Here is a 21027-nt window from a genome sequence, read left to right as displayed (position 1 = left end):
CCCACCCTCTCTCAAGCCTTTACGGTTTCGGATGGCACAGTCGATGAGCCTTATCTTGAGCAAATGGCGGATTATCTTCTCTACTTGAAACTCAACATTACGCCAGCCAGCGTTGGACGTCAGTTTGGTCAGTTACTTGAATATTTAGACGAGACAAGCTGGCACATCGTTCAACCTAAGTTGCTTCGAGAAGCCACGGTAATTAAAAAAGACAACATCAGCAGCCAATTTTCTGTCGAGTCTGTCCGTATTTCTCTCAACACTCTCCAAGTGCAACTCTATGGGAAACTCCAAAAGCACGTAGGCCAACGCGCCCTAGATCCGGAGATGAAGTGGTATCAAGTCAACTTTAGCTATGACCAAGGCGTCATAGGTTTACTCTCCATTGAAGAAGTCGAGGTCGACACCGATGAATCTTTATGAGCAATCATTCACCCCATCGCCGCAATGGCACCTTTATTTTTTGTCCATCGCGCTTTGGGTGGTCTTTTTCATCCCCTCTTTTGCCCTAGCTGAAAATGCCGCTATGGTGAGCTATGAGTTTGACGAAGGCGACACGATCCCCTTGTCACTCTCTTCCATTAACGTGAACCGTTTGCTGGTCAAAAATGACCGTATTATTTCGATCGTCTGCCCGAAAGGATTTTGTACCTCAACGGGCAACCAAAAAGACGCTTCCGGCTCTATCACCTTAAAAATTAACCTTCCCTTACCGTTTACCGCGCACCTGACGACAGAAAAAGGGCGATTGTTTGCGCTGTTTATTACCCCCAAAGCCACCCCGTCTTTGGTCACGGAGTTTGTTTGGTCGCAAAACTATAAAGAGCAGCAAAGCCCGACTGAGCAGGCGGCGGATTACCCCGCCGCCATGACAGCGCTCACCAAAGCCATGATGCGTTTTGTTCATGATGGCGCCCCCATCGCCGGCTTTAAACGTCACGACGTTGACCCCAAAACCTTACCCAAAGATGCAGCGTCACTGGCCATCATCCCTCAAACGGTCTTCGTTGGCCGTGATTACTCTGGGGTGGTTTATCAACTCAAAAATCAAAGCCGCAGTGACATGGCACTGACCACCGCACAGTTCTACAGCTATTCCGCACGCTCAGCCGCGCTCGATACTTATCAGTTAAAACCTGGGCAAACCACCACGCTCTATCTCATTACCGGAGGAGGCGCCACCCATGATCGATAAACCCAAAGACGCCTTTGACCGCTTTAAAAAACGCGTCTTCAAAGATACCGACGGTGACTTTGAAGACGGTGGCACGGTCAATACCGTAACAAGAAAGCGCAATCGTACCATTACGTTCACGGTATTACTGGTGCTTGCCGCCCTGGCTTTTGCTGTTTGGCGGTTAACATTGCCTCCCCAAGAGCAAAGCAAGGACATTCAAGACGTCGGATTTGGTGCTGTCGTCACCGATGATTTTACCGACAAAGACAACCAGTCCGCCCTGACGTTTCAACAAGATAAAATCAACCAAATCGAGCAAAGCTTAGCGCGGTTCGAAGGCACCTTAAGTCGCTTTGGACAAAGCTTAACCTCTGAGTTGGAGAATATTAAAAAAGCCAATGAGCGCGATAAAGCATCGCAATTGACGGAGCTTGAGCAGCAGATGCAACAAAAGCTCGATGAAGTTGACGCGCTCAAGGTCCAACTTGAGACGCAATTAGCCTCAGCCCTCAATGCAGGCGATCCTTCGAATCAACATAGCGTAGAGATCCATCAGGGAAGCACTTTTGGCCAATACAAACTGCCCCCAAGACCTGCCATTAATAGCAACATAGATACCGCCAAGGTGAATGAGTTCCAGTACCAAGAGCAAGATGGTGTGGCCTTTAGCGGGGATGCCTTTGATAGTTTTGAATTTCACTGGCAAGCCAGTGTAGAGGAGAGACAATCCCGTCGCACGACCGATAACTACGTGCCAACAGGCACCTTTGTGACCGCCGTGATCACCGGCGGCGCAGACGCTAATGGGGGCGTCTCTGGACAAGGGGATACCTCACCGATTGTCTTTCAGACCGTCAATCAGGGGATTTTACCCAACGGTGAGCAATCCAAATTAAAGAATTGCACGATCACCGGTGCCGTTTACGGCGAAATCTCATCCAGTCGCGGCGTCGCTCGCACCAATAGAATGAGCTGCATCCACCCTAATGGCGATATTCTCGATATCCCCGTCAATGCGACCGTGTTTAACTTTGGGCGCAATGGTATTCGCGGTACCACCATTATGAAAAACGGTAAAATCGTTCAAATGGCCGGCATTGCGGGGATCTTGCAAGGTGTCGGTGATGCGGGTAAAGCCCTGGCACAAACCACGACACCGACGGCGCTCGGACCAAGTCAAAGCATCAACAGCGATAAAATTGGGTTGAATCTGCTTGGCGGCGCCACGGAAAGCGTTGGCAGCAAATTGGCGGACTACTACATCAAACTGGCCGAGCTCTATCATCCGATAGTGGAAGTCAATCCTGGTGCCATCGTCAATATTGTCTTTTTGGAAGGCTTTCCATTAGATCCCCTATTGGCCGATGAATACGAAACCCGTATTAATGAGCAGCGTGAGCAAGTCTCCAACAGCAACCAGCTCTTGGATGTCATCACCAACGTTCCCTCTCTTCCACAAACCACTCAAACTGCCCCCATCAACCCATTAGCGCAAAAAATAACCCAACAAGGGTTAAGCGACGTGGGCTTTGGGCGTGAGGAATAACCATGAATAGGCATTCTTTGTTCTCACTATCGATACTCTTAGGTCTGACCGGTTGCAGCGCGGGCTTTGAGAGCGAATACAGTTGCGATAAGGTCGGCGGCGTTTCAGGGTGTGTCACCATGAACGAGGTTCGAGACAACCTATACGGTTATACCGGAGACAGTGGAAATGCCACCGTCTCTCCTCAATCTCGTCTCGCCCCACCTTCTGTCTTTACCTTACTGCCAAGGCGTAGCCGAGATGGTGAGCCTGAGCGAAGCCAAGAACACGTTAAAAAACTCACCGTCTTCCCTTTCATAGACAAAGACAATCACTACATCGATACGATGGATGTTTACTTTGTCTTAGACGATAGCCGTTGGTCTGGGCGCCCTGCGCGCGCGATTTGGAAAGATTGATTAGGAAAAAAAAGAAACGAAGCTTAAACATCATTTTTATCATGGGCGCGCGACATTCAGTCTCAGACTTCTCTCAATTAGGGGGTAATCCATCAAGCGATCCAAGATTGTGTCACGCCCCCTAACATTAAAATAGAAAAAGGGATCCCCCATGTTTTCCTCCTCACGCAGTGGCTTATCCGCCTTATTTCAAGAGGCCAAGCAAGCCCAAAACCACCTTCACCATGAACTGCCGTATCGAGACTACGATCCCATTGAGCAGGTGTTCGACAATACTCACTCTCGCGGTTTTGGTTTTAAAATCAGTCTCCTTGGGGGCGCTAACGACGATTTAATTCAGTCGTTAAGCCACCTTATGGGGGATTTACCCGCAGGGGATAAATGGGATTATCAAGTGCAGCTTTTTGGTCACAACCGAGTGGCGCACTATCTCGAAGGGAACCAAGCCCTTCTCAGTCAGCGGGGCGGTATCTGTCAGAAAATGGCCAACGATGACGCCATTTACGCCCACTACGCGGCGCAACACGGGTTTCTACATAGGCAAAAAAACAATCGCTTTGATTTGCGCGACTACGACGCATTCTTTTTTGTCTCCACCACGGAAAAAGACCCACAAGAGCTGCTTGATGCGAGAATGACTCTAGAAACGGGGCTGGCGCAGCTTGGTTTTGATTTACTGCCCGTCACGCCTGAGGGACTGTTGACCAGCGTCGGTGATACCTTAAACTTTGATAAAAGCCAAGACAGACCCAATGAAAAAAGCTACAACCCATTAGAACCTTTGAACCTGCAAGCGTTATCTCCCGATACCGAAGCGTTAACCCATCGTGGTCATATCGCCACCCGTCATACCAATGACCAAGGGGAAGAGGTACGCACACGCCTTGTTCATTTAGGGCTTTCTCGATTGCCTGGTGATTATCGCTTGTACGCTTTACCAGAAGCCTTTTCTTCAATCCGTAATGTGTCGCGTAACATCACTTGCCCTCATCGCGTTACCTTGAGTTTTCGCAATGAGCCAACCGGTAAGCAAAATGCGGATAACGATAACAAGATAAAAGACTTAACCAAGACGGTGAACAGCCAAATGGCGATACTCGCGCCCATGGCTGAAGATGAACTCAAAGAGCGCAAAGCCTTGCAAAAAGGGTTGTTGTCTAAAGAGTTCACCATTGCATCTATGGTGCTCACGGTCTCGCTGATGACCGATAAAGCCCACCAGAAAAAAGACACCCAAGCGGCGAAGGAGTCATTTAGCCATGCTGGCCTTGACATCATTCCACTGAAAATGAATCAGCCACAAGCGCTGCTCTCCACGTTGCCTTTTATGATGAGTGAAGGATTATGGGGCGATTGTAAAAAAGCGGGGCGCGTTCGTACCTTAAAGAGCTCTAACCTGGTGAATTTCTTTCCGCTCATCATGGACTTTAGCCAGCTCAAAGGTGGCGTATTGCTGCCCACTATGCGCCAACAAATTTCGTTCTTTAACCCTTTCACCTGTGGCAGTGATAACCAAAACATCGCCCTGACGGGAGGCTCAGGCGCAGGGAAAAGCTTCCTAGTCCAAGAAATCGCTGAAACGGTTTACGCCATGGGCGGTAAAGTGTGGATCCTCGATAAAGGAGCCAGCTATAAAAAGCTGACCCTGAGCCTTGGGGGGACCTACATGACCCACGCCAACATCTTCTTAAACCCGTTCACGCATTTAGGCGCCATGCAAAGTGCTGAGTTTGAGTTTGTGGATGATGACGGCAGACCTGTCGATCCCATGATGGAAGCGCTCGATAATATCACGGCGTTGTTTGCCACCATCGCGTCACCCTACGTACCACTGACGGCGTTTCAACAAAGCGTCTTAGGCGATGCGATAGTGACGGCATGGGAGCGTAAAGGTCATCAAGTCTTGGTGGATGATGTCAGAGACGCCTTGATTGAGATTGCTGGAGAAGAAAGCGACCGACGCATTAAAGACATAGCGGTGCAACTGAAAAAGTTCTGCACAGATGGCATGTACAAAGACGTGTTCAACAAGCCATCCATGCTCGACCCCAATGTGGAAATCACCACGCTTGAACTCGATGGGTTCCCGCCTGCTGTGCTCAGACCCGTGATTTTTGCTCTCATGGTGTCGATTAACCAGCAGATGTACCTGGCTGGATCTCGCTCTACCCCAAAGCTGTGCATCATTGAAGAGGCCTGGAGCCTCCTCTCTGGGGCAAACGAGCAAGCGAGGGAGTTCATCAACACCGGTTATCGCACCGCCCGTAAGTTCGGCGGCGCTTTTTGTACGGTGACTCAAGGGATTGAAGACTTCTTTAGTAACGAGGAAGCCAAAGCCTGCTACAACAACTCAGACATTCACATCATTCTTCGTCAAGGGGAAGGGTTTGATAAGTATCTGCTCCAAAACCCGGATGCCTTCTCACCGTTTGAGCAGCGCATCATTAAAAGCTTCGCCCCGTCTGTTGAAGCAGGATACAGCAGCGCGCGCATCAAAGCGGGTGGCCATGTCACCTATCACCGCTTTTTCGCCTCTCCGGTGAAACGCGCCATGTTCTCAACCGAGCCTAAGGAGTTTGAGTATTGTGAAAATCTTTATAAACAAGGCCAATCACTGGAGCGCGCCATTGAGCAAACCTCCAGGCACTTTTATGGCAAAGACATTGACGCCTTTAATCAAGCCATTGGGGCAAGCACTTAGTTTGCTGCCTTTTATCCTCGCAGCAGGCATGGCCACTTTTAACGCTCACGGGAAAGCGCTGGGGCAAGTCGCCCCGGTCTTCCCTATCGGTGAAATCGACATGCTGGAATGGATACACCAAAGACTGAAAGGGTTTGAGGCCAGTGGTCAATTGGCGGACATGCAAAACGAGTTCACTGAGCGCGCCCTGCAAAGCATTGAAAACCCGCCGCCGGTTGCAGGCTTAACCACCACAACCGATCCCCGCACCTTTTACGTAGATCCAAGCATCACTCTCCCTAAAGACATCATCGCCCCCACCACGGGGGCCGTGATTGCCAAAGCGGGCACCAGAGTGAACCCCTTTGATAGCCGCACTTGGCCAAAGGTAGACGGTCAAGACGTTTTGCCTCTATTTGAGCTCAGTAAGGTACTGGTCTTTTTTGATGCCAGAGACGCGCAGCAACGAAGGTTCGCCAGCGAGTATCAAAACGCCAAGCCAATCAAGTGGGTGCTGACGGGAGGCAGCCCGAATAAAATGGCGACCTTACTTGATGCAAGAATGTATTTTGCGCAGCAAGGCCACTTAACCCAATCGCTTAACATCACTCACGTCCCGGCCATTGCCTATCAAGATGGCACGCGCTGGCGCATCGATGAAGTGAACGTATCGGGTTTGCAGCCCTTGGAAGTAGAGCAATGATAATGAAATTGCCTTAGAAGTGCGCGCCTCCCCTTGATCATGCTTCCAATATCACTTCTTTTTCTATTAACCAAGCTCGCTTTTGGCTGCGATAATGTGGCGAAGCCTGTTGTCGAGACAAAAGGAGTCCCACGCTCTGCGTGGAAAAAGGACCCCACCATGACTCAACGACACTTGCGTTTACTGTTGTGCTGCCTATTGGTTTTTATTGCCCCATCAACCCTAGCAGCCAGTGCGGCGTGTAAAAGCCGTTTTATTAACCCCATTACCGATATTTGTTGGGATTGTTTGTTCCCGATGACAATAGGCTCATCCACAGTCATGCCGTCCAAATATCCAGATACCAATAACCCCACAATGCCTATCTCTTATTGCCCGAAACCGCCGCCTATCTTTGTGCAAATCGGCATCAACATTGGCTATTGGGAGCCTTATGCCTTAACCGATATCACGCGCGTCCCTTATTGTATGGTGAACATGGGCGTGCAAATGTCAGGCGCCAACACTCAGCGTATCGGTGGTCGCGTGACCGCTCGTGACAGTGACAGCAGTGACGGAGGTTTTTATCACGCCCATTGGTATAAGTACCCCATCATTTATTGGCTACAACTGATGCAATCCACCGCCTGCATGGCCACAGATGTGTTTGATGTTGCCTACATGACGGAAATTGACCCACTTTGGGACGACGATGAGTTATCACTCATTCTCAATCCCGAAGCGTTACTGTTTGGTAACCTAGTGGCTCAGCTTGCGTGCGTGCCCGAAGCCATGTTGACCTCCACTAACACGGCCTTACCTATTGATGCGTTATTTTGGTGTTTAGGCTCACAGGGCAGTGCCTATCCGCTTACTGGCACCACCAACTATCGAGACACGCCCATCCAGGCGGCGACACTCTTGATGCAAAAGCTTAACTACAAACTGCATCGACAAGGGATCATCTGGGAGACGCGCGGCGAAGATGGCGCGATTTGTTATCAATATCCCGATCCTATTTTGCCAAAATCTCGTTATCGGTATCAAATGTCGGGCCCTATTCCCGATGCCGCCTGGTGTCACCCGTACACCACCACGACCACGCTCTGGGAAGCCGGCCATGACAATCCGGTCACAGGGGATAACTTTGGTTTTGTACAATGGCGAAAGCGCAACTGTGTCTTTTTATAAGGTGAAGCGATGATGCCCAGACCTACCCACAAAAATGAGACTGACCTATTCATTGCCAGTCACCCTGACTCCCTTACCGATTTTTTAAAAATAGATCTCGCCAACCACAAGCACATTTACTGCTGTTTCCCGCTCTCGCAGTTTTGCTTCTCGTTTTGTCGCGATCTCAATGCTCGTCAGGGGCAGTCAATCAGCTGCCAAAACGCTCACACCCTCTACCCACCCTTTCAGCGGCCATAATGAAGAGTTTACTATGACCATTCCATCTTTTGAGAGCACCTTTAGGCGCTCTCTTGTTTTTCTGTGTTTTTTTATCGCGTTACCCACCCAAGCTTACACGGAGCAAGAGCTCAAAGCTTTTGCCAAGCTTGAGCAAAAAATGACTCAACAACCGGAGGCGGCGAAGGCGTGGCCTACGGACGACATACAAAATAAAGCCCAGGCTTATCGAGAAGAAGCGCTGACTCTCAGCCGCAAGGTTCAAGAGTTGATAAAAGAAGAGACTCTTTCCCCCTTGCTAGGAAGACAAAAGCCCACGCGCCACCCTGACCAAGCCCCAAAAGGGGTGATGGTGTTTGTGTCACTCACCATGCCCAAGACCGCGCTCAAGCAGCTTCTGATGCAAAGTGAACACTTAGGCGTGCCACTGGTGATACGCGGTGTCTTACCCGAAGGTTTTCCGGCCACGGTCAAGCGGATCGAGGCCTTGATACGCTCACCCAATAAGGCGCCCATTCAAAGCGGCTTTTCCATCAGCCCCGATTGGTTTAAGCAATTTGATATTCACCACGTACCGGCCTTTGTTTCGGTTAAAAAAAACCGCTGCTTACCTAAGCAGCCTTGTAAAACCAGTGACTACGACATCCTTTACGGCAACATTTCACTTTACCAAGCTCTGGATTACCTCGCTGCCGGGGATGCGCAGCAAAACATTCACCCGCTGCTGCGCACGCTCTATTCCCAATAACCCTCTCTCGCCCCAATTTTTGATGAGGTGCTCTATATGCGCATTGACCTTTGGACTGCGCTCACGCTCAGTCTTTTATCCACTATCTCGCTTGCCAGCGAACAACACACCTTTACCGAGAGCGCTCATTGGGCGAAACAAACGGCAAGCCAAGCTCTCACGCCTCATGCCCTCCCGCTCAATGTCGATGACTATTGCAAAGACGCCACGTGTCGAAAAGAGATCCGCAGTCCAAAAGAATCCACACTGTCAGACAGTGAGATCAATGCACAAAAAGGGACAGAGTTTGTGACCAATGAACTGGCTCAAGACATCAACGCGAACTTCAATAAAGGTCGACCCGATGTTAAATACGACCCGGCGATGCGCTTTGCCTTACTTGGCCAAGAGAATGCTTTTGAAATCACTCATGGCATCTCAAATGCCTATGTGGATTGTGATAGCGGCTCCCAGTGCCTTATCGAACACATTCCTAAACAGTGTCATCGTCCAACGAATAACAATGTGCCTTGTACAAAAGTTCCCGTTGCCTCCGTGAGCACCGGTGAGGTGAGCTACCGCTGTCCATCCGGTTGGACACAACAAGGGAGGGATTGCCAACGCCCCCTCCCACAATGCCGATACAATAATGACAATTACGTAAGGCAATCAGGGACTAGAAGAGGTTTTTCGGGATTAGAAACCACGTATTTTTGGGATGGAAAGATAGTCTCTCCCAACCAAGGCTACACGCTTGGCGAGTTAATACATACCATCAACTTAAACTGGCAATGGAGCGCATACTGGCATAAACGCTACCAGATTTGTCGACCCACCACACAAACGAAAAAAGCCACCTTGAGCTGCTCAAACGGATTCTCTTTATCCGGGGGGAACTGCATCAAGAACAATATGACCTGGCGAACACAATGCAGCCTGATGAACTCGTGCAAGGTCACTAGCCAGCAATGTCTTGAAGGCCGAGCCACACGCTCGGTGAATGGCATTCCCACCACGCTCAACTGTTGGAAATATCAGGTTAACCATCGTTGTGACCGCCCTGACACCTGCGCGGACCTCCCGAAAGACTGTACGACTCAAACTCGACATTGCAGCCTGAAGCAAAATGGGGTGTGCGTCGAGCAAGAGGTCACAAAGAGCTGTGCTGAGAAGACATGCCGAGCCACTGACCTGCAATGTGGTGAGCACTCCTTCTGTCTTGACGGAGAGTGCTATGTGCCCGAGCCCAAACTTAACGGCAACTTTGACAAGTCCGTCGCCGCGCTAGCGGGGCTTGCCGAAGCCGTGAAAGACATCGGAGACCCACCCAAAATATTCACGGGTAAGCCGATGAAGTGCAATAAGAAACTCGCGGGTTTTAACGATTGTTGTAAAGACTCAGGATGGGGGCAAGGATTGGGAGCGAAATGCAGCGAAGCGGAAGAAGCGCTGGGGAAAGCCAAAGAGAAAGGCTTAACCCTGTACGTGGGGCAATACTGCGCCAAGAAAGTGCTGGGTGTCTGCACACGTAAAAAGCGCAGTTACTGCGTTTACGACAACAAGCTGGCCAAAATCATTCAAGAGCAAGGCTCTATTCAGCAACTGGGTAAACGGTTAGGCAGTGCAAAAAATCCCACCTGCGCCGCCATTACTCCCGAAGAACTGGGTCAAATCAACTTTGAGCACATTGATTTTAAAGAGTTCTACCCAGAAATGCGAGCCAACACCAACCTCCCCAACTTTGATGAAATCAAGAAACGACTTCAAAGTGCCACGGGCGGATAACCACCTCGACTGAACCAAGGTCTATGATGATGAAAAATCCACTGCTTTGCGTCATTACCCTAACGCTGCTTGCCCACCTCCCACCCACTCTGGCTCATGAAACCCCTCTAGGGTGGCGATGGTACAACGAGCCTAAGGCAAGGCCCGACAAACCCAAACCTAAGCCGCTACCAAGCAACACGCAAACCACAGTATCAAGCCCTAAAACCCTATCGGCCACCGAACAGATGGACTGGTTTCACTCTGTGCATATTGAGGCGCAAAACGACGCGGTCATTCATCCCAAAGATAAAGACAAGCTCGCGAAGTTTTTAGCGTTAAATCATTTTATCACGGACCAAACCGACCAATTGGGCATGACCTTTAAAGCGCTGCTGCTCGAAAGACCGGAGTTTTCTTACACCAAAGACCATCCGACCGAGCAAGCAGCAAGACAGGTGTATTTAGAGTTAGAGGAGAAGAAGAAAACCGCGGCGGTTGAAAATATGAAGCAAGACGGATGGGGCTTTTTCTTTGTCTATGACGGGGAAGATACACTGAGCCAGCAACTCGCCCCATCCATTCAAGCGTTTGCTGACCGATACCATTTTGAGCTCCTTGGGATCAGTAATGACGGAACCTTCATCACTCACCTCAAAGAAAACCGCCACAATCAAGGCAAAGTCTCGGTGCCTTTTACGCCCGCCTTAATTTTGGTGCAGCCAAGCACTGGAGAGATGAAGCCACTGGCGTACGGCTGGATAAGCCAAAATGATTTAATTGGACGCTTTTACAACGTCGCCACCAATTTTGAGCAATCGGATTTTTAAAGCAACTTCGTCCATGCCGCTCTCTTAAAGGATGTTCACTCTCTTTTATTTCTTCCTAAAACGTCAGGAGGCGCTATGCCATTTCTTCGTACCCTTGTGCTGGCTTTTTTGATTCATGCAACCACCGCACATGCTGCTATGCAAAACCAATATGCCCTGGTGTTCTTTTTTGAAAGCACCTGCCCGTACTGCCATAAGACAGCCCCTAAAATCACTCGCCTTGGCGAACGATTTCAATTACCGGTTTACGCCTTCTCTGTTGATGGTCCAGGCATTCTAGGGTTTGAGGTCCCTATTCCTGTCACACCAGAGATAGGCAAAACCTTTTTTCCAGGCCAGAGGAAAACGGTCATGCCTGCGACCTTTTTAATGAACGTCAACAGCCGTAAATTCTCACGTCTGAGCATTGGAGACGTCCCAGAAAGCACGCTGGCTCATAGCATTCAGAACGCCCTTAACGATCCGCGTGTGCAGGAGGCGCTGCAATGAAGCGATCACTTTTCCACCACTTATCCACCGTTTCGGTGCATAAGCGAGTTATTCCTTTCGTTCTTATCAGCTTATCAAGCGCTAGCCACGCCGACACCAACCACTCACTGGCGCGTTTTTTTGATAACTCAGGGTATAACGCCAACGTCTCAAACCCAACGGCTTACCAAGGGCAGTCGGCCAACTACTACACCGGTGGCAGTTTGTTTGTGCGTAATCAAATTGTCGATGCACAATTGGTCAGCGTCACGGTCCCTTCAATCAGTACGGGATGCTCTGGCATTGATATGTTTATGGGAGGATTTTCACACATCAGCTCAGACCAACTGGTGAAACTGGGCAAAGCGATTATTCATAATGCTCCTCCTTTTATTGTCAATTTAGCCCTGCAAACCTGGGCGCCGCAGCTCAAACAAAACCTGGATAATCTCCAAGCCAGGCTCGACAAATATCTCAATCAATCGGTGAACTCTTGTGAAGCCGCGCAAGCGTCCATCGGTGGACTGGCCGCCTTTGCTTTGCCCGCCACCAAAAAGCACGTCTGCGCGGCCCTCGGCACACAAAACAATGCCTTCTCGGATTGGGTGCAAGGTCAGCAGGAATGTGGCGCAGGAGGCAAAGCGGCCGGTCAATTAGCGAACGCCAAAAAGGATCCAGCGCTAAAAGATATGACCCAAACCCATCACAACGTGGTCTGGTCTGCGATCATGAATAACGCTTTTTTGTCCTCCGACAAAAATCTAGCGCAATTTATGATGAGCTTGTCAGGCACTTACGTGTACGACAAAGACGGCAACCCGCGTTACTACCCTAGCCTTTTGACCGACAACAACAATCTGGTCAATGTCTTGCTCGAAGGGGGCAAGTCTGACGTTTATCAGTGTCGCAAAACAGCCCCTGATGCGTGCATTACCATTACCAAGCGCAATAACCTCTCCATCACTCAAGCCAACGGGATTCAAAACCAGATACGCAAACAACTGGACTCGATACTGCAAAAGATAGCCACCGACCAAAGACTCACGCGTCAACAAGAGGGCTTTCTGGAGCTGATTCAAACGCCGGTACTCAAGTTCTTTATTGACGACTTATCCGCCAAGCAACCCCCCGATACCAGCAACTACTCGCGAATGATAGCGGTGGAGCTGCTTAATCAGTACCTCGTGAGCATGTTAAATGTTGCCCGCCAATCCTTAGCCAACACCAACAACAGCCAGGATGACATCGCCCTCATCACTCGTGATATCGATAACGCCAAACGCTTTACCGCGGGGCTTGCCGATAAAGCCATTGAAGCGCTCAACAAACGCAATCAACTGATTGATTCGCAGAGAAAAACCGCGCTGCAAAGCACAAATGAAATCAGCACGACCACCAAACCTGCGCAAGCTTATGGGAACTGACCTATGATACTCGAATATTACACTTACACTTCCGGCGAAGTGGTCAACAAAGCCTTTAATGCGCTGGCCACTTTTTTTAGAACCAATACCTTTGGGGATTACTTACAGATGTGCATGATGCTGGGGCTTGTTACCAGTTTGTTTATCTTCATGCTGTCACGGAATCCCAAAGACCTCATCAAATGGATGGTGGTGTTCTTTGCTGTGCCCCTGTTTCTAATCAATATGAAAGCCGACATGCTTATCATCGATAAGACGCAACCGGGTAAGGCTTACAAGGTGGATAATGTCCCTTACCTCGTGGCCGTGCCTACTTACTTTTTCTCTTCTATCATGGTGGGGATGGCCGAAGGCGTGGAAGGCATTTTCACCACCTCTGACGATGAGCGTTATGGTCGGACTGGGATGCTGTTTGGCTCTGAGCTTTATCAGCTCTCAAGACAATCCAGAATCAATGAGTTGGCGCTACAAAAGCTCTGGCGAGACTACTTTCATAACTGCATGATTGGGGATGTGAGAATCAACGGGAAATACTCCTGGGATGAACTCTTTGCCGCGCCTGATATTTTTGCCTTTCTAGACGGCGTTAGGCAAAGCCCACTGCGCGCCCTTTTTCTTGATGAAGGGGGCGGTCAAAGCACCTACAAGCGGTGCGAAGAAGCCTACCCTATCATCAAGCAGCGCTTTAATGATGCCGCAGATAAAAACATGAGTTTGTTAGCGCATCAATTGCTCGGCAAAGACGCGGACCGTTATAAACCCCAAGTGGTGCAATCGTTGCAGCGCAGCTACAACAAATTTTTTGCCATCAGTACCAGCGCGTCCAACACCATCAAACAAAATATGTTGATGAACGAGCTGCGCTATAACCTTGATAGCCTAGACCCAACGCAAGCCGCGCTCAATTACGCCTATACCACCAACAAACTGCAAACCACCTCGATGTGGGCGTCATTGGGCTTAATGGCGAGAGAATACTTGCCGATGCTCCATACGATGATGTTTATGTTGTTCGCGTGTTTGGGCTTCTTTGTTGCCGGGGCGGCAGTCATTCCTGGCTTAACCATGATGGTGCTCAAAAACTATTTTGGCACGTTTGCCTTTTTGGCCACTTGGCCAGCCTTGTTTGCCATCATCAACGGCTTTCAGCTTTGGGGGCTGGAGTCTCTGTCTACGGATGTCTCGGGGAAGTTCGGAGGGCTGGTGCTCTCCAACGCGAATACCGCGGATGAGCTTCACAGTCGCTTCGCCTGGATGACCGGTATCTTGATGGTAGCCGTCCCTATGATAGCCAAAGGGATTTTAAAAGGCGGTCAAGAAGTCCTGTCGAGCATGAACTATCAGCTATCGAGCATGATTAACTCGACCAATGCTAGAGCCAGTGCTGCGGCTTCCACGGGTAATCTGGATTTTGGCAGTATGCAGATTGACAACCACAGCATGAACAACACGCATGCCAATAAGTTTGATACAAATACCCTAACCAACCAGGGCCACACCTACACCCAAAACCCAGACGGCTCGGTGACCACACAACACGGAGATGGGCGCACCACCTACGACAGCTCACAAACCACCAGTCGCGGCAACATCAGCGCCAACACGCAAAGCATGCTGCAAGAGAGTGTGGCGAATGCCCGTAGTCACACAGCGCAAAACCTAGAGCAAAATAGCACCCAACTGGGTCAAACTATCCAAGGAGGCGCCGCGCTGAGCGACCGCTGGCATGACAGTGTGAGTAAAAACCTGGCTTACGGTGAAGGCAGCACCAGTGGCTTTAACACTCAAGTCAGTCAAGGCATGGATGACATGCAAACGGCAGTGAACAGCGTGAGTCAACAAACGGGTTGGACGAAAGACCAATCACAAGCTTACCTGCAAAGTGTCTATGGCGGCTTCGAGGGCGGCGTAGGCACAGGCAAAGGGGCATCGCCATTCAATTTAGGCGCCAGTGGCGGCGTGAAATGGTCTGATGATGAACGTACGGCTTACAGCAAGATGAATACCGAGCAAAAGCAGCAGCTTGAGCAAGCCACGAAACAATACACCGAAGGGGCCAATGCCGTGACCAGTGCCGGCACGCAGGTGGATAATAAAGACACACGAACGTCGGTTGAGCAGTTTGCGCATGATTTTGCGATTAACGCCAGCAACACCAAATCTCTTGGTGCTAGCGTGATGCAAAGCCAATCGGACTTGAACGCCCTATCGAATACTCAAACGCGCTTAGACTCTGGCAGTGCCAGCTTTACGGCCAACGCGATTCAAGGCTTCCAGAATTACTTGGAAACGACAGCGAAGTTAGAACAACCAGACGTCCAACGCCTAATGACCGCCCATCAACCGGAAGATATTGCCGATGCTAAAAAGTCTTGGCAAGAATTCACTCGCACTGAAGCGTTCGCCACCATGGCGGGGCTCGATGGTGATGCGGCAAAAATTGTGGGCAAAATGAACCAAGCGCACCAAGCCACCACACCGACAGGGCCACTTACCCTCTCACCGGAGCAAAACAACACGATGGAGAAAGAATGGGGTAGTACCGTCGATAACGTGGCTGCTACCCGCACGGCTATGCTGCACAACAATGAAACGGGCGGACTGTTTAATCAAGAGCGCTTTGATGGTGTAACCGATGAAGTGAGGTATCAACAAGAGGAGGCGCAGAAACCCATCAGCAAACCTGAGCCGATGATTAAACTGACCATCGCGTCGCAAGTCGAAGAGGAGGTCACTCCACCCGAAAGGACGGAATACGTCACCTCCGACCAAGCCTATCCATCAGCGCCAATATACACAAAAAAACCGAAAGCATAATATTGATCTCGGTGCATAAAATAGAACTTTATGCACCACCTAGGTGCTGGTATTATGAACAGGGTTCTAAAGGGAGAGTGACCATGAAAACTATCTTACCATTACTGCTACTTACCTGTGCGAGCGTGCAAGCTCAACCCCGCTCTCCTGAGCTCACTCAACTGCTGAGCGAGATACACGAGCAGTACGAGCTCGCGGTAATAAATAAAAGACCATATTCCCAAGACCTGCCAGACATCACCAAACTGCCCTACTTCTTGCAGCACATTGATGAAACAGACACTGTGGGATCCATACGTTTAAACGCCTACCTACAAGGTTTGCATACTGCGTATTTTAAGAATGCTACGAATCAAAAACGACTAGGGGGGGGCAGCTGGTTCTGTATGCGCGACACGATGGCGCTCGACCCAAGACGTCACCCAGAGTTTATTGTAGATCTCATCTGGAAGGTGTTAGAGAAAACGGCCAAAATCGATCCAGAAGGTTTTAGACAAGGAAATTATGCAGCAGCTTTTAGTGTAGACACTGCAACTGTCATTAACTACGGCTTACAAACCGAATACCCTTGCTACAGCCCTATTCCTAAATCGTTACAATTTAACGGTTGGAAATATTAATCTCGGCACAAGGTATCCATCGAGAGTGAAGGTTATTCCAGGTCAAAAGCCAGTACGAGAGAATAGGAATGGATTAAATGTCTCTATTCTAGACTGGGTATTCGTTAGCCGCTGTTTGGGCGCCAAAACGTTTCTTTCAACCCTGTAAAGTATTACGTCCCTGTTCCCAGGAGTACCAAGTAATAAAGTAAACTCTTAAAATGGCTGCGATCGCATCGGTACGCGGCTATTTGTGATCTGATGAGGCATGAAACACGTCTTTGCCCCAAACTCAGCCAGGGCCAAAACTGCTAATATTCTATTAGTGTGAGTTTGCCTTACTAAAAGTTATCCATTCTTAGAATGCTGTTCGTTGCTAATCTTCGTGTTGGAGCATGGGGGGAAATTCGACATAAATCGCAGCCTGCCGGATTCCCCTAATTTCAGCTTCGCTCTGATAGAGTTTTGTAGTCGAGAATCATAGCGGTAAACTACTAAGTGGGTTATTATAAATAGGTATTTTGAACTCAAAAAAAGAACCTAATCTCATGGCCAGCTCCACTCAAATTAAAGCTTTAATGCAGTCGCACATAGATCAAGATGACGATAGATTTTTATCTGTCGCACTTCAGGTTGCGGCACATGAAGCAAGAAATGGTCATGGAAAGTTAGCTCAAGAATTAAAGTTACTTGTTGATAAGGCTAAAAAAAAGAGCTCTAAAAACTTACCGGTATCTATAGCCAGCGGTGTTAAGGATTCATCCGGTTTACTTACAACCAGTTACCCTAAACTTCGCTTTTCAGATCTAATAGTATCCTCAGATATAAAAGACCGATTAAAGCGATTAGTTAAAGAGCAGAAACATTTAGCTGTTTTAAAGAATCATGGCTTATCTCCAAGGAGAAAAATGTTGCTTGCGGGTATGCCAGGAACTGGGAAAACATATACGGCATCAATATTAGCTGGAGAGTTAGACTTTCCCCTCTTTGAGGTTCGGTTAGATGCGGTCATAACAAAGTACTTAGGTGAGTCGTCAGCTAAATTACGTCAGATTTTCGATACTATCCGCGAAGTCAGGGGCGTATATTTCTTCGATGAATTTGACGCTTTAGGTACAACTCGAAGTTCAAGTAACGATGTGGGCGAAGCACGTCGTATATTAAATAGTTTCCTCCAAATGATTGAACAAGATGACTCTAATAGTGTCATTATTTGTGCTACAAACCATATCGAAGCACTAGATTATGCTCTATTTAGACGTTTTGATGATGTTATTAGGTATGAATTACCAACAGATGACGAAGTAATCCAACTGTTCAAATCTCGTCTCCATAGTTATGTAGCCAAAAATTTTTCTTGGAAAAAATTACCCGCAATTTCTAAAGGCTTAAGCAACGCAGAAGTAACTCTTGCCTCCAATGATGCAATCAAAGAAATGTTAATTCATGACTTAGATTCGATTACGATATCTATGCTTAAGAAAGCAATTCAAGATAGACAAAATATAAGCCAGCACCTTATAGGCAAACAAGGACTCTAAACCTAAATGGCAACACATATTCATAACAAACCCCATTTCTTCCTACAATCGTCAGCAACTTCCCACAATTTCACATCTCCAAGTAAAGGTGGTGGTGGTTCTCAAAGTGTTCCAGCACAAAATAGGGCGCATCAATCTAGGAAACTGAGAGGAGACCTTGCTAATGTTGCAACTAGCTTTAGTGAATTAAAAAGCTCTATATCAGACGTGAATTTGGAAATGGGGATTGGTATCCAAGTCGAGTTCGTTGGTCACCCAGATGTGAATATGGCAGTCACAAGTTTAGCGAATGCTCCTCAAGGAATAGAGTTACACAATGTAAAGACGGTTCAGACGGACGGAAAGGAAACCGTTATTGCAACGGCTTATGTACCTGAAGGTAAATTGGACTTCTATGAAAAAAAACTCGTTGCTTATGTCGAAGAGAAAAAAAACCGTAACGGACAGGCCAACGATCACCAAAGATTAATCGACTCGATTAAATCTATAAGCCCTGCAACCTTTGCTTCTATGTGGTCTGATGATGTAGAACTCTTACCCGCAGATAAAGACAAAGCGGTTTGGTGGGAAGTTTGGGTTTCTACTCCAAAAAAAGCATCTGACACAGAGAAACAGTATCGTTCAATAATTTCTGACTTTATGAAGCTAGCAGCGAGAGCAAAGTTAAATGTTTCCACTGACACGCTACGCTTTCCTGAACATACGGTTATTCAACTACAAGCGAGCCAAACTCAGCTTGAAGAAAACACATCCCTACTATGTCGAGTCTCAGAAATTCGCTTCCCACAAGTAACTGCTGAGTTTTTTGATTCAATGGATAGTCTTGAGCAAAGCCAATGGACTGATGATGCTTTATCTCGTTTAAGACAACCTGATGACAGCGACAACCTGCCATATATTTGCATTATTGATACAGGTGTAAATGTACAGCACCCTTTAATCGCTCCTTTTGCCGACTTAAACGATCAACTAACCATCACGGAAGACCAAGACCCAACAGATAACCACGGGCATGGAACTAGTATGGCTGGGTTAGCTATTTGGGGAGATTTAACTCCAGTGCTGGCATCAGCAGATATTCAATTGATAAATCATAAGCTTGAGTCAGTCAAAACCCTGAATACGAATGGAGATAATGCTGGTAAATCGTTAGGGCTCATAACATCTGACGCAATTACAGAAGTAGAACTAAATAATATCGACCGTTCTAGAACATTTTCAATGTCTTTATCTTCGGGTAAAGGGACAAATCGTGGTCGACCATCATCTTGGTCAAGCGCTTTAGATTCTTTATCTGTTGATTACTTAGGTGAAGGCCTATCACCTCGCCTATTTACTATTTGTGCTGGCAACGCTCAAATCGATTCCGTGATGGACTATCCTGAGTATAACTATAGACAAGAAATACATGACCCCGCTCAGTCATGGAATGCTATAACTGTTGGCGCATATACAGATAAGCACACCCTATCCGAACCAAGTGGCTACGCTCCATTAGCTAATCGTGGAAACATATCTCCTTACAGTACAACTTCTTTAGAATGGGATCGGAAAAACTCGCCGATTAAACCTGAAATTGTATTTGAAGGCGGCAACATTGGTCGTGATGAGTTTGGTTGTTCAGGGCTTCAAGACTTACAATTATTAACAACGTATAACGATTTCTCTCAAAGGCATTACCAATGTGCAAATGCGACAAGTTCTGCGACCGCTTTGGCTGCCAGATTTACAGCACAAATTCAGTATCAATACAGAAGTTTTTGGCCTGAAACGATTAGAGCTTTAATGGTTCATTCTGCTGATTGGACTGACCAAATGTACTCGCTCATTGGTGCTAGTCGTACGGACAAAAGCATCCTAAAAACTGACATGGCAAAGCTAATCAGAAAAGTAGGGTTTGGTGTACCAAATCTAACTAAAGCACTAAACAGTGCCGGGAACTCGCTGTCCTTAATCGTGCAAGATGAGATGCAACCATACACAAAGCCAACAGGATCAACAGCTAAAACAAAAGACATGCATTTGCATGACTTACCATGGCCTATCGAAGAGCTACAAAAAATAGGTGAAGCCGACGTTGAGTTGACAATAACCTTGTCTTATTTCATTGAACCAAACCCAACAAGTAAAAACGTACTCAATAAATATAGTTATGCTAGCCACCAGTTGAGATTCGATGTTAAGCATCACGACGAATCAGACTCTGAGTTTATGAGGCGAATAAATGCGGCAGCCGAGGGCGATAGGCCTGATTCACATGGAGATGGTAACTGGGCTTTAGGTGTAACTCAGCGACATAGAGGCTCTATACATAAGGATATTTGGCGTGGTAGTGCTGCTGACTTAGCAGCTAGAGGGAAAATCGCAATCTACCCTGCAAGTGGTTGGTGGAAGACACGAAACTCACAACAAAGAGTAGATTCAAAAGCTCGATACTCTTTAGTTGTCTCGCTTAGCGTACCAGATGTAGATGTAGATATTTATAGTGAGGTTCAGCAAAAAATCGCGAATATGGTTGCCGCACCAATATTGGTCGAAGTCTAATAGGGTTTCACCAAATAGCTATCCAACTATTGGGGGTCAGTTCATGAGTCCGGCTTTTTTCTCCTTGGTATGACCAAAAAGGAGGACTGGCTAATCTAATACTAGGGCTCAGGTCTTTCCTTTTACCCTAGCAAAATTTATCCGAACGTCCGACATTCACCAGAACTCGTAACGTAGAAATGTCCAGAGGCTTCATAGAGCTGAAATTTTACACGTGGCACTTTTCTCTCAAAGTACCTGCTAGCTAAGATCTGCCCCATTGTTGGATAGACCTTTACTCATTCATATCCTGTTCATGGGGTTTTGCCCTACTAGAAGTTATCCATTCTTCTAATGCTGTTCGTCGTAAATCCCCGTGTTGTATCACGGGGGTAAATTCGACATAGTTTCAACAATTGCTCTACTTTCGAGTTATAAAGC

Annotated in this window: 16 protein-coding genes; all 16 read left to right on the top strand. The window is 47.9% G+C overall.

The window, feature by feature from the left end; all coding sequences use genetic code 11:
* Positions 1 to 423 (top strand): type IV conjugative transfer system protein TraE (traE, locus tag F0228_RS23585; protein WP_171762888.1); only part of this gene is annotated, 423 nt, incomplete at its 5' end.
* A complete protein-coding gene (gene traK, locus F0228_RS23580) occupies positions 410 to 1195 on the top strand; it encodes a type-F conjugative transfer system secretin TraK (protein ID WP_080967332.1) in 786 nt (261 codons plus the stop codon). The genes traE and traK, both read left to right, overlap by 14 nt.
* Positions 1185 to 2723, top strand: a complete 1539-nt coding sequence (locus tag F0228_RS23575; protein ID WP_171762887.1) for a TrbI/VirB10 family protein — start codon at positions 1185 to 1187, stop codon at positions 2721 to 2723. The genes traK and F0228_RS23575 overlap by 11 nt, the downstream gene beginning before the upstream one ends.
* A 2-nt stretch (positions 2724 to 2725) precedes the next feature.
* Positions 2726 to 3121, top strand: coding sequence for a type IV conjugative transfer system lipoprotein TraV (gene traV / locus F0228_RS23570; RefSeq protein WP_048657845.1), 396 nt, complete (start codon positions 2726 to 2728; stop codon positions 3119 to 3121).
* A 151-nt stretch (positions 3122 to 3272) separates the two neighbouring features.
* The gene (gene traC / locus F0228_RS23565) at positions 3273 to 5822 is read left to right on the top strand and encodes a type IV secretion system protein TraC (protein WP_048669621.1); all 2550 of its coding nucleotides are present in this window, start codon (positions 3273 to 3275) and stop codon (positions 5820 to 5822) included.
* Positions 5773 to 6504, top strand: coding sequence for a type-F conjugative transfer system protein TraW (gene traW, locus F0228_RS23560; RefSeq protein WP_080967333.1), 732 nt, complete (start codon positions 5773 to 5775; stop codon positions 6502 to 6504). Before traC ends, traW begins: the two co-directional genes overlap by 50 nt.
* 159 nt (positions 6505 to 6663) lie before the next feature.
* Positions 6664 to 7674, top strand: coding sequence for a conjugal transfer pilus assembly protein TraU (traU, locus tag F0228_RS23555; RefSeq protein ID WP_048661614.1), 1011 nt, complete (start codon positions 6664 to 6666; stop codon positions 7672 to 7674).
* Positions 7675 to 7927: 253 nt separating this feature from the next.
* Positions 7928 to 8641 (top strand): type-F conjugative transfer system pilin assembly protein TrbC, encoded by a 714-nt coding sequence (gene trbC, locus F0228_RS23550; RefSeq protein WP_171762886.1) that lies wholly within the window; start codon positions 7928 to 7930, stop codon positions 8639 to 8641.
* A 36-nt stretch (positions 8642 to 8677) separates the two neighbouring features.
* On the top strand, positions 8678 to 10405 hold the full coding sequence (traN, locus tag F0228_RS23545; protein WP_171762885.1) for a type-F conjugative transfer system mating-pair stabilization protein TraN: 1728 nt from the start codon (positions 8678 to 8680) through the stop codon (positions 10403 to 10405).
* A 23-nt stretch (positions 10406 to 10428) separates the two neighbouring features.
* Positions 10429 to 11214, top strand: a complete 786-nt coding sequence (gene traF / locus F0228_RS23540) for a type-F conjugative transfer system pilin assembly protein TraF (protein WP_132974765.1) — start codon at positions 10429 to 10431, stop codon at positions 11212 to 11214.
* 75 nt (positions 11215 to 11289) lie between these two features.
* Positions 11290 to 11703, top strand: coding sequence for a type-F conjugative transfer system pilin assembly thiol-disulfide isomerase TrbB (trbB, locus tag F0228_RS23535; protein WP_048665083.1), 414 nt, complete (start codon positions 11290 to 11292; stop codon positions 11701 to 11703).
* The gene (locus F0228_RS23530; protein ID WP_048665082.1) at positions 11700 to 13106 is read left to right on the top strand and encodes a conjugal transfer protein TraH; all 1407 of its coding nucleotides are present in this window, start codon (positions 11700 to 11702) and stop codon (positions 13104 to 13106) included. The genes trbB and F0228_RS23530 overlap by 4 nt, the downstream gene beginning before the upstream one ends.
* 3 nt (positions 13107 to 13109) lie before the next feature.
* A complete protein-coding gene (gene traG, locus F0228_RS23525) occupies positions 13110 to 15923 on the top strand; it encodes a conjugal transfer mating-pair stabilization protein TraG (RefSeq protein WP_171762884.1) in 2814 nt (937 codons plus the stop codon).
* 83 nt (positions 15924 to 16006) lie between these two features.
* The gene (locus tag F0228_RS23520; protein ID WP_171762883.1) at positions 16007 to 16543 is read left to right on the top strand and encodes a hypothetical protein; all 537 of its coding nucleotides are present in this window, start codon (positions 16007 to 16009) and stop codon (positions 16541 to 16543) included.
* Positions 16544 to 17043: 500 nt separating this feature from the next.
* Positions 17044 to 18063, top strand: coding sequence for an ATP-binding protein (locus tag F0228_RS23515; RefSeq protein ID WP_253820329.1), 1020 nt, complete (start codon positions 17044 to 17046; stop codon positions 18061 to 18063).
* Positions 18064 to 18069: 6 nt separating this feature from the next.
* Positions 18070 to 20607, top strand: coding sequence for a S8 family peptidase (locus tag F0228_RS23510; RefSeq protein ID WP_171762882.1), 2538 nt, complete (start codon positions 18070 to 18072; stop codon positions 20605 to 20607).
* Positions 20608 to 21027 lie beyond the last annotated feature (420 nt).

The organism is Vibrio sp. 99K-1, assembly GCF_013114585.1.
In the GTDB taxonomy this organism is placed as follows: domain Bacteria; phylum Pseudomonadota; class Gammaproteobacteria; order Enterobacterales; family Vibrionaceae; genus Vibrio; species Vibrio chagasii_B.
Note: the sequence above shows the minus strand (reverse complement) of the source record. Positions and strands in the feature narration are given on the sequence as shown.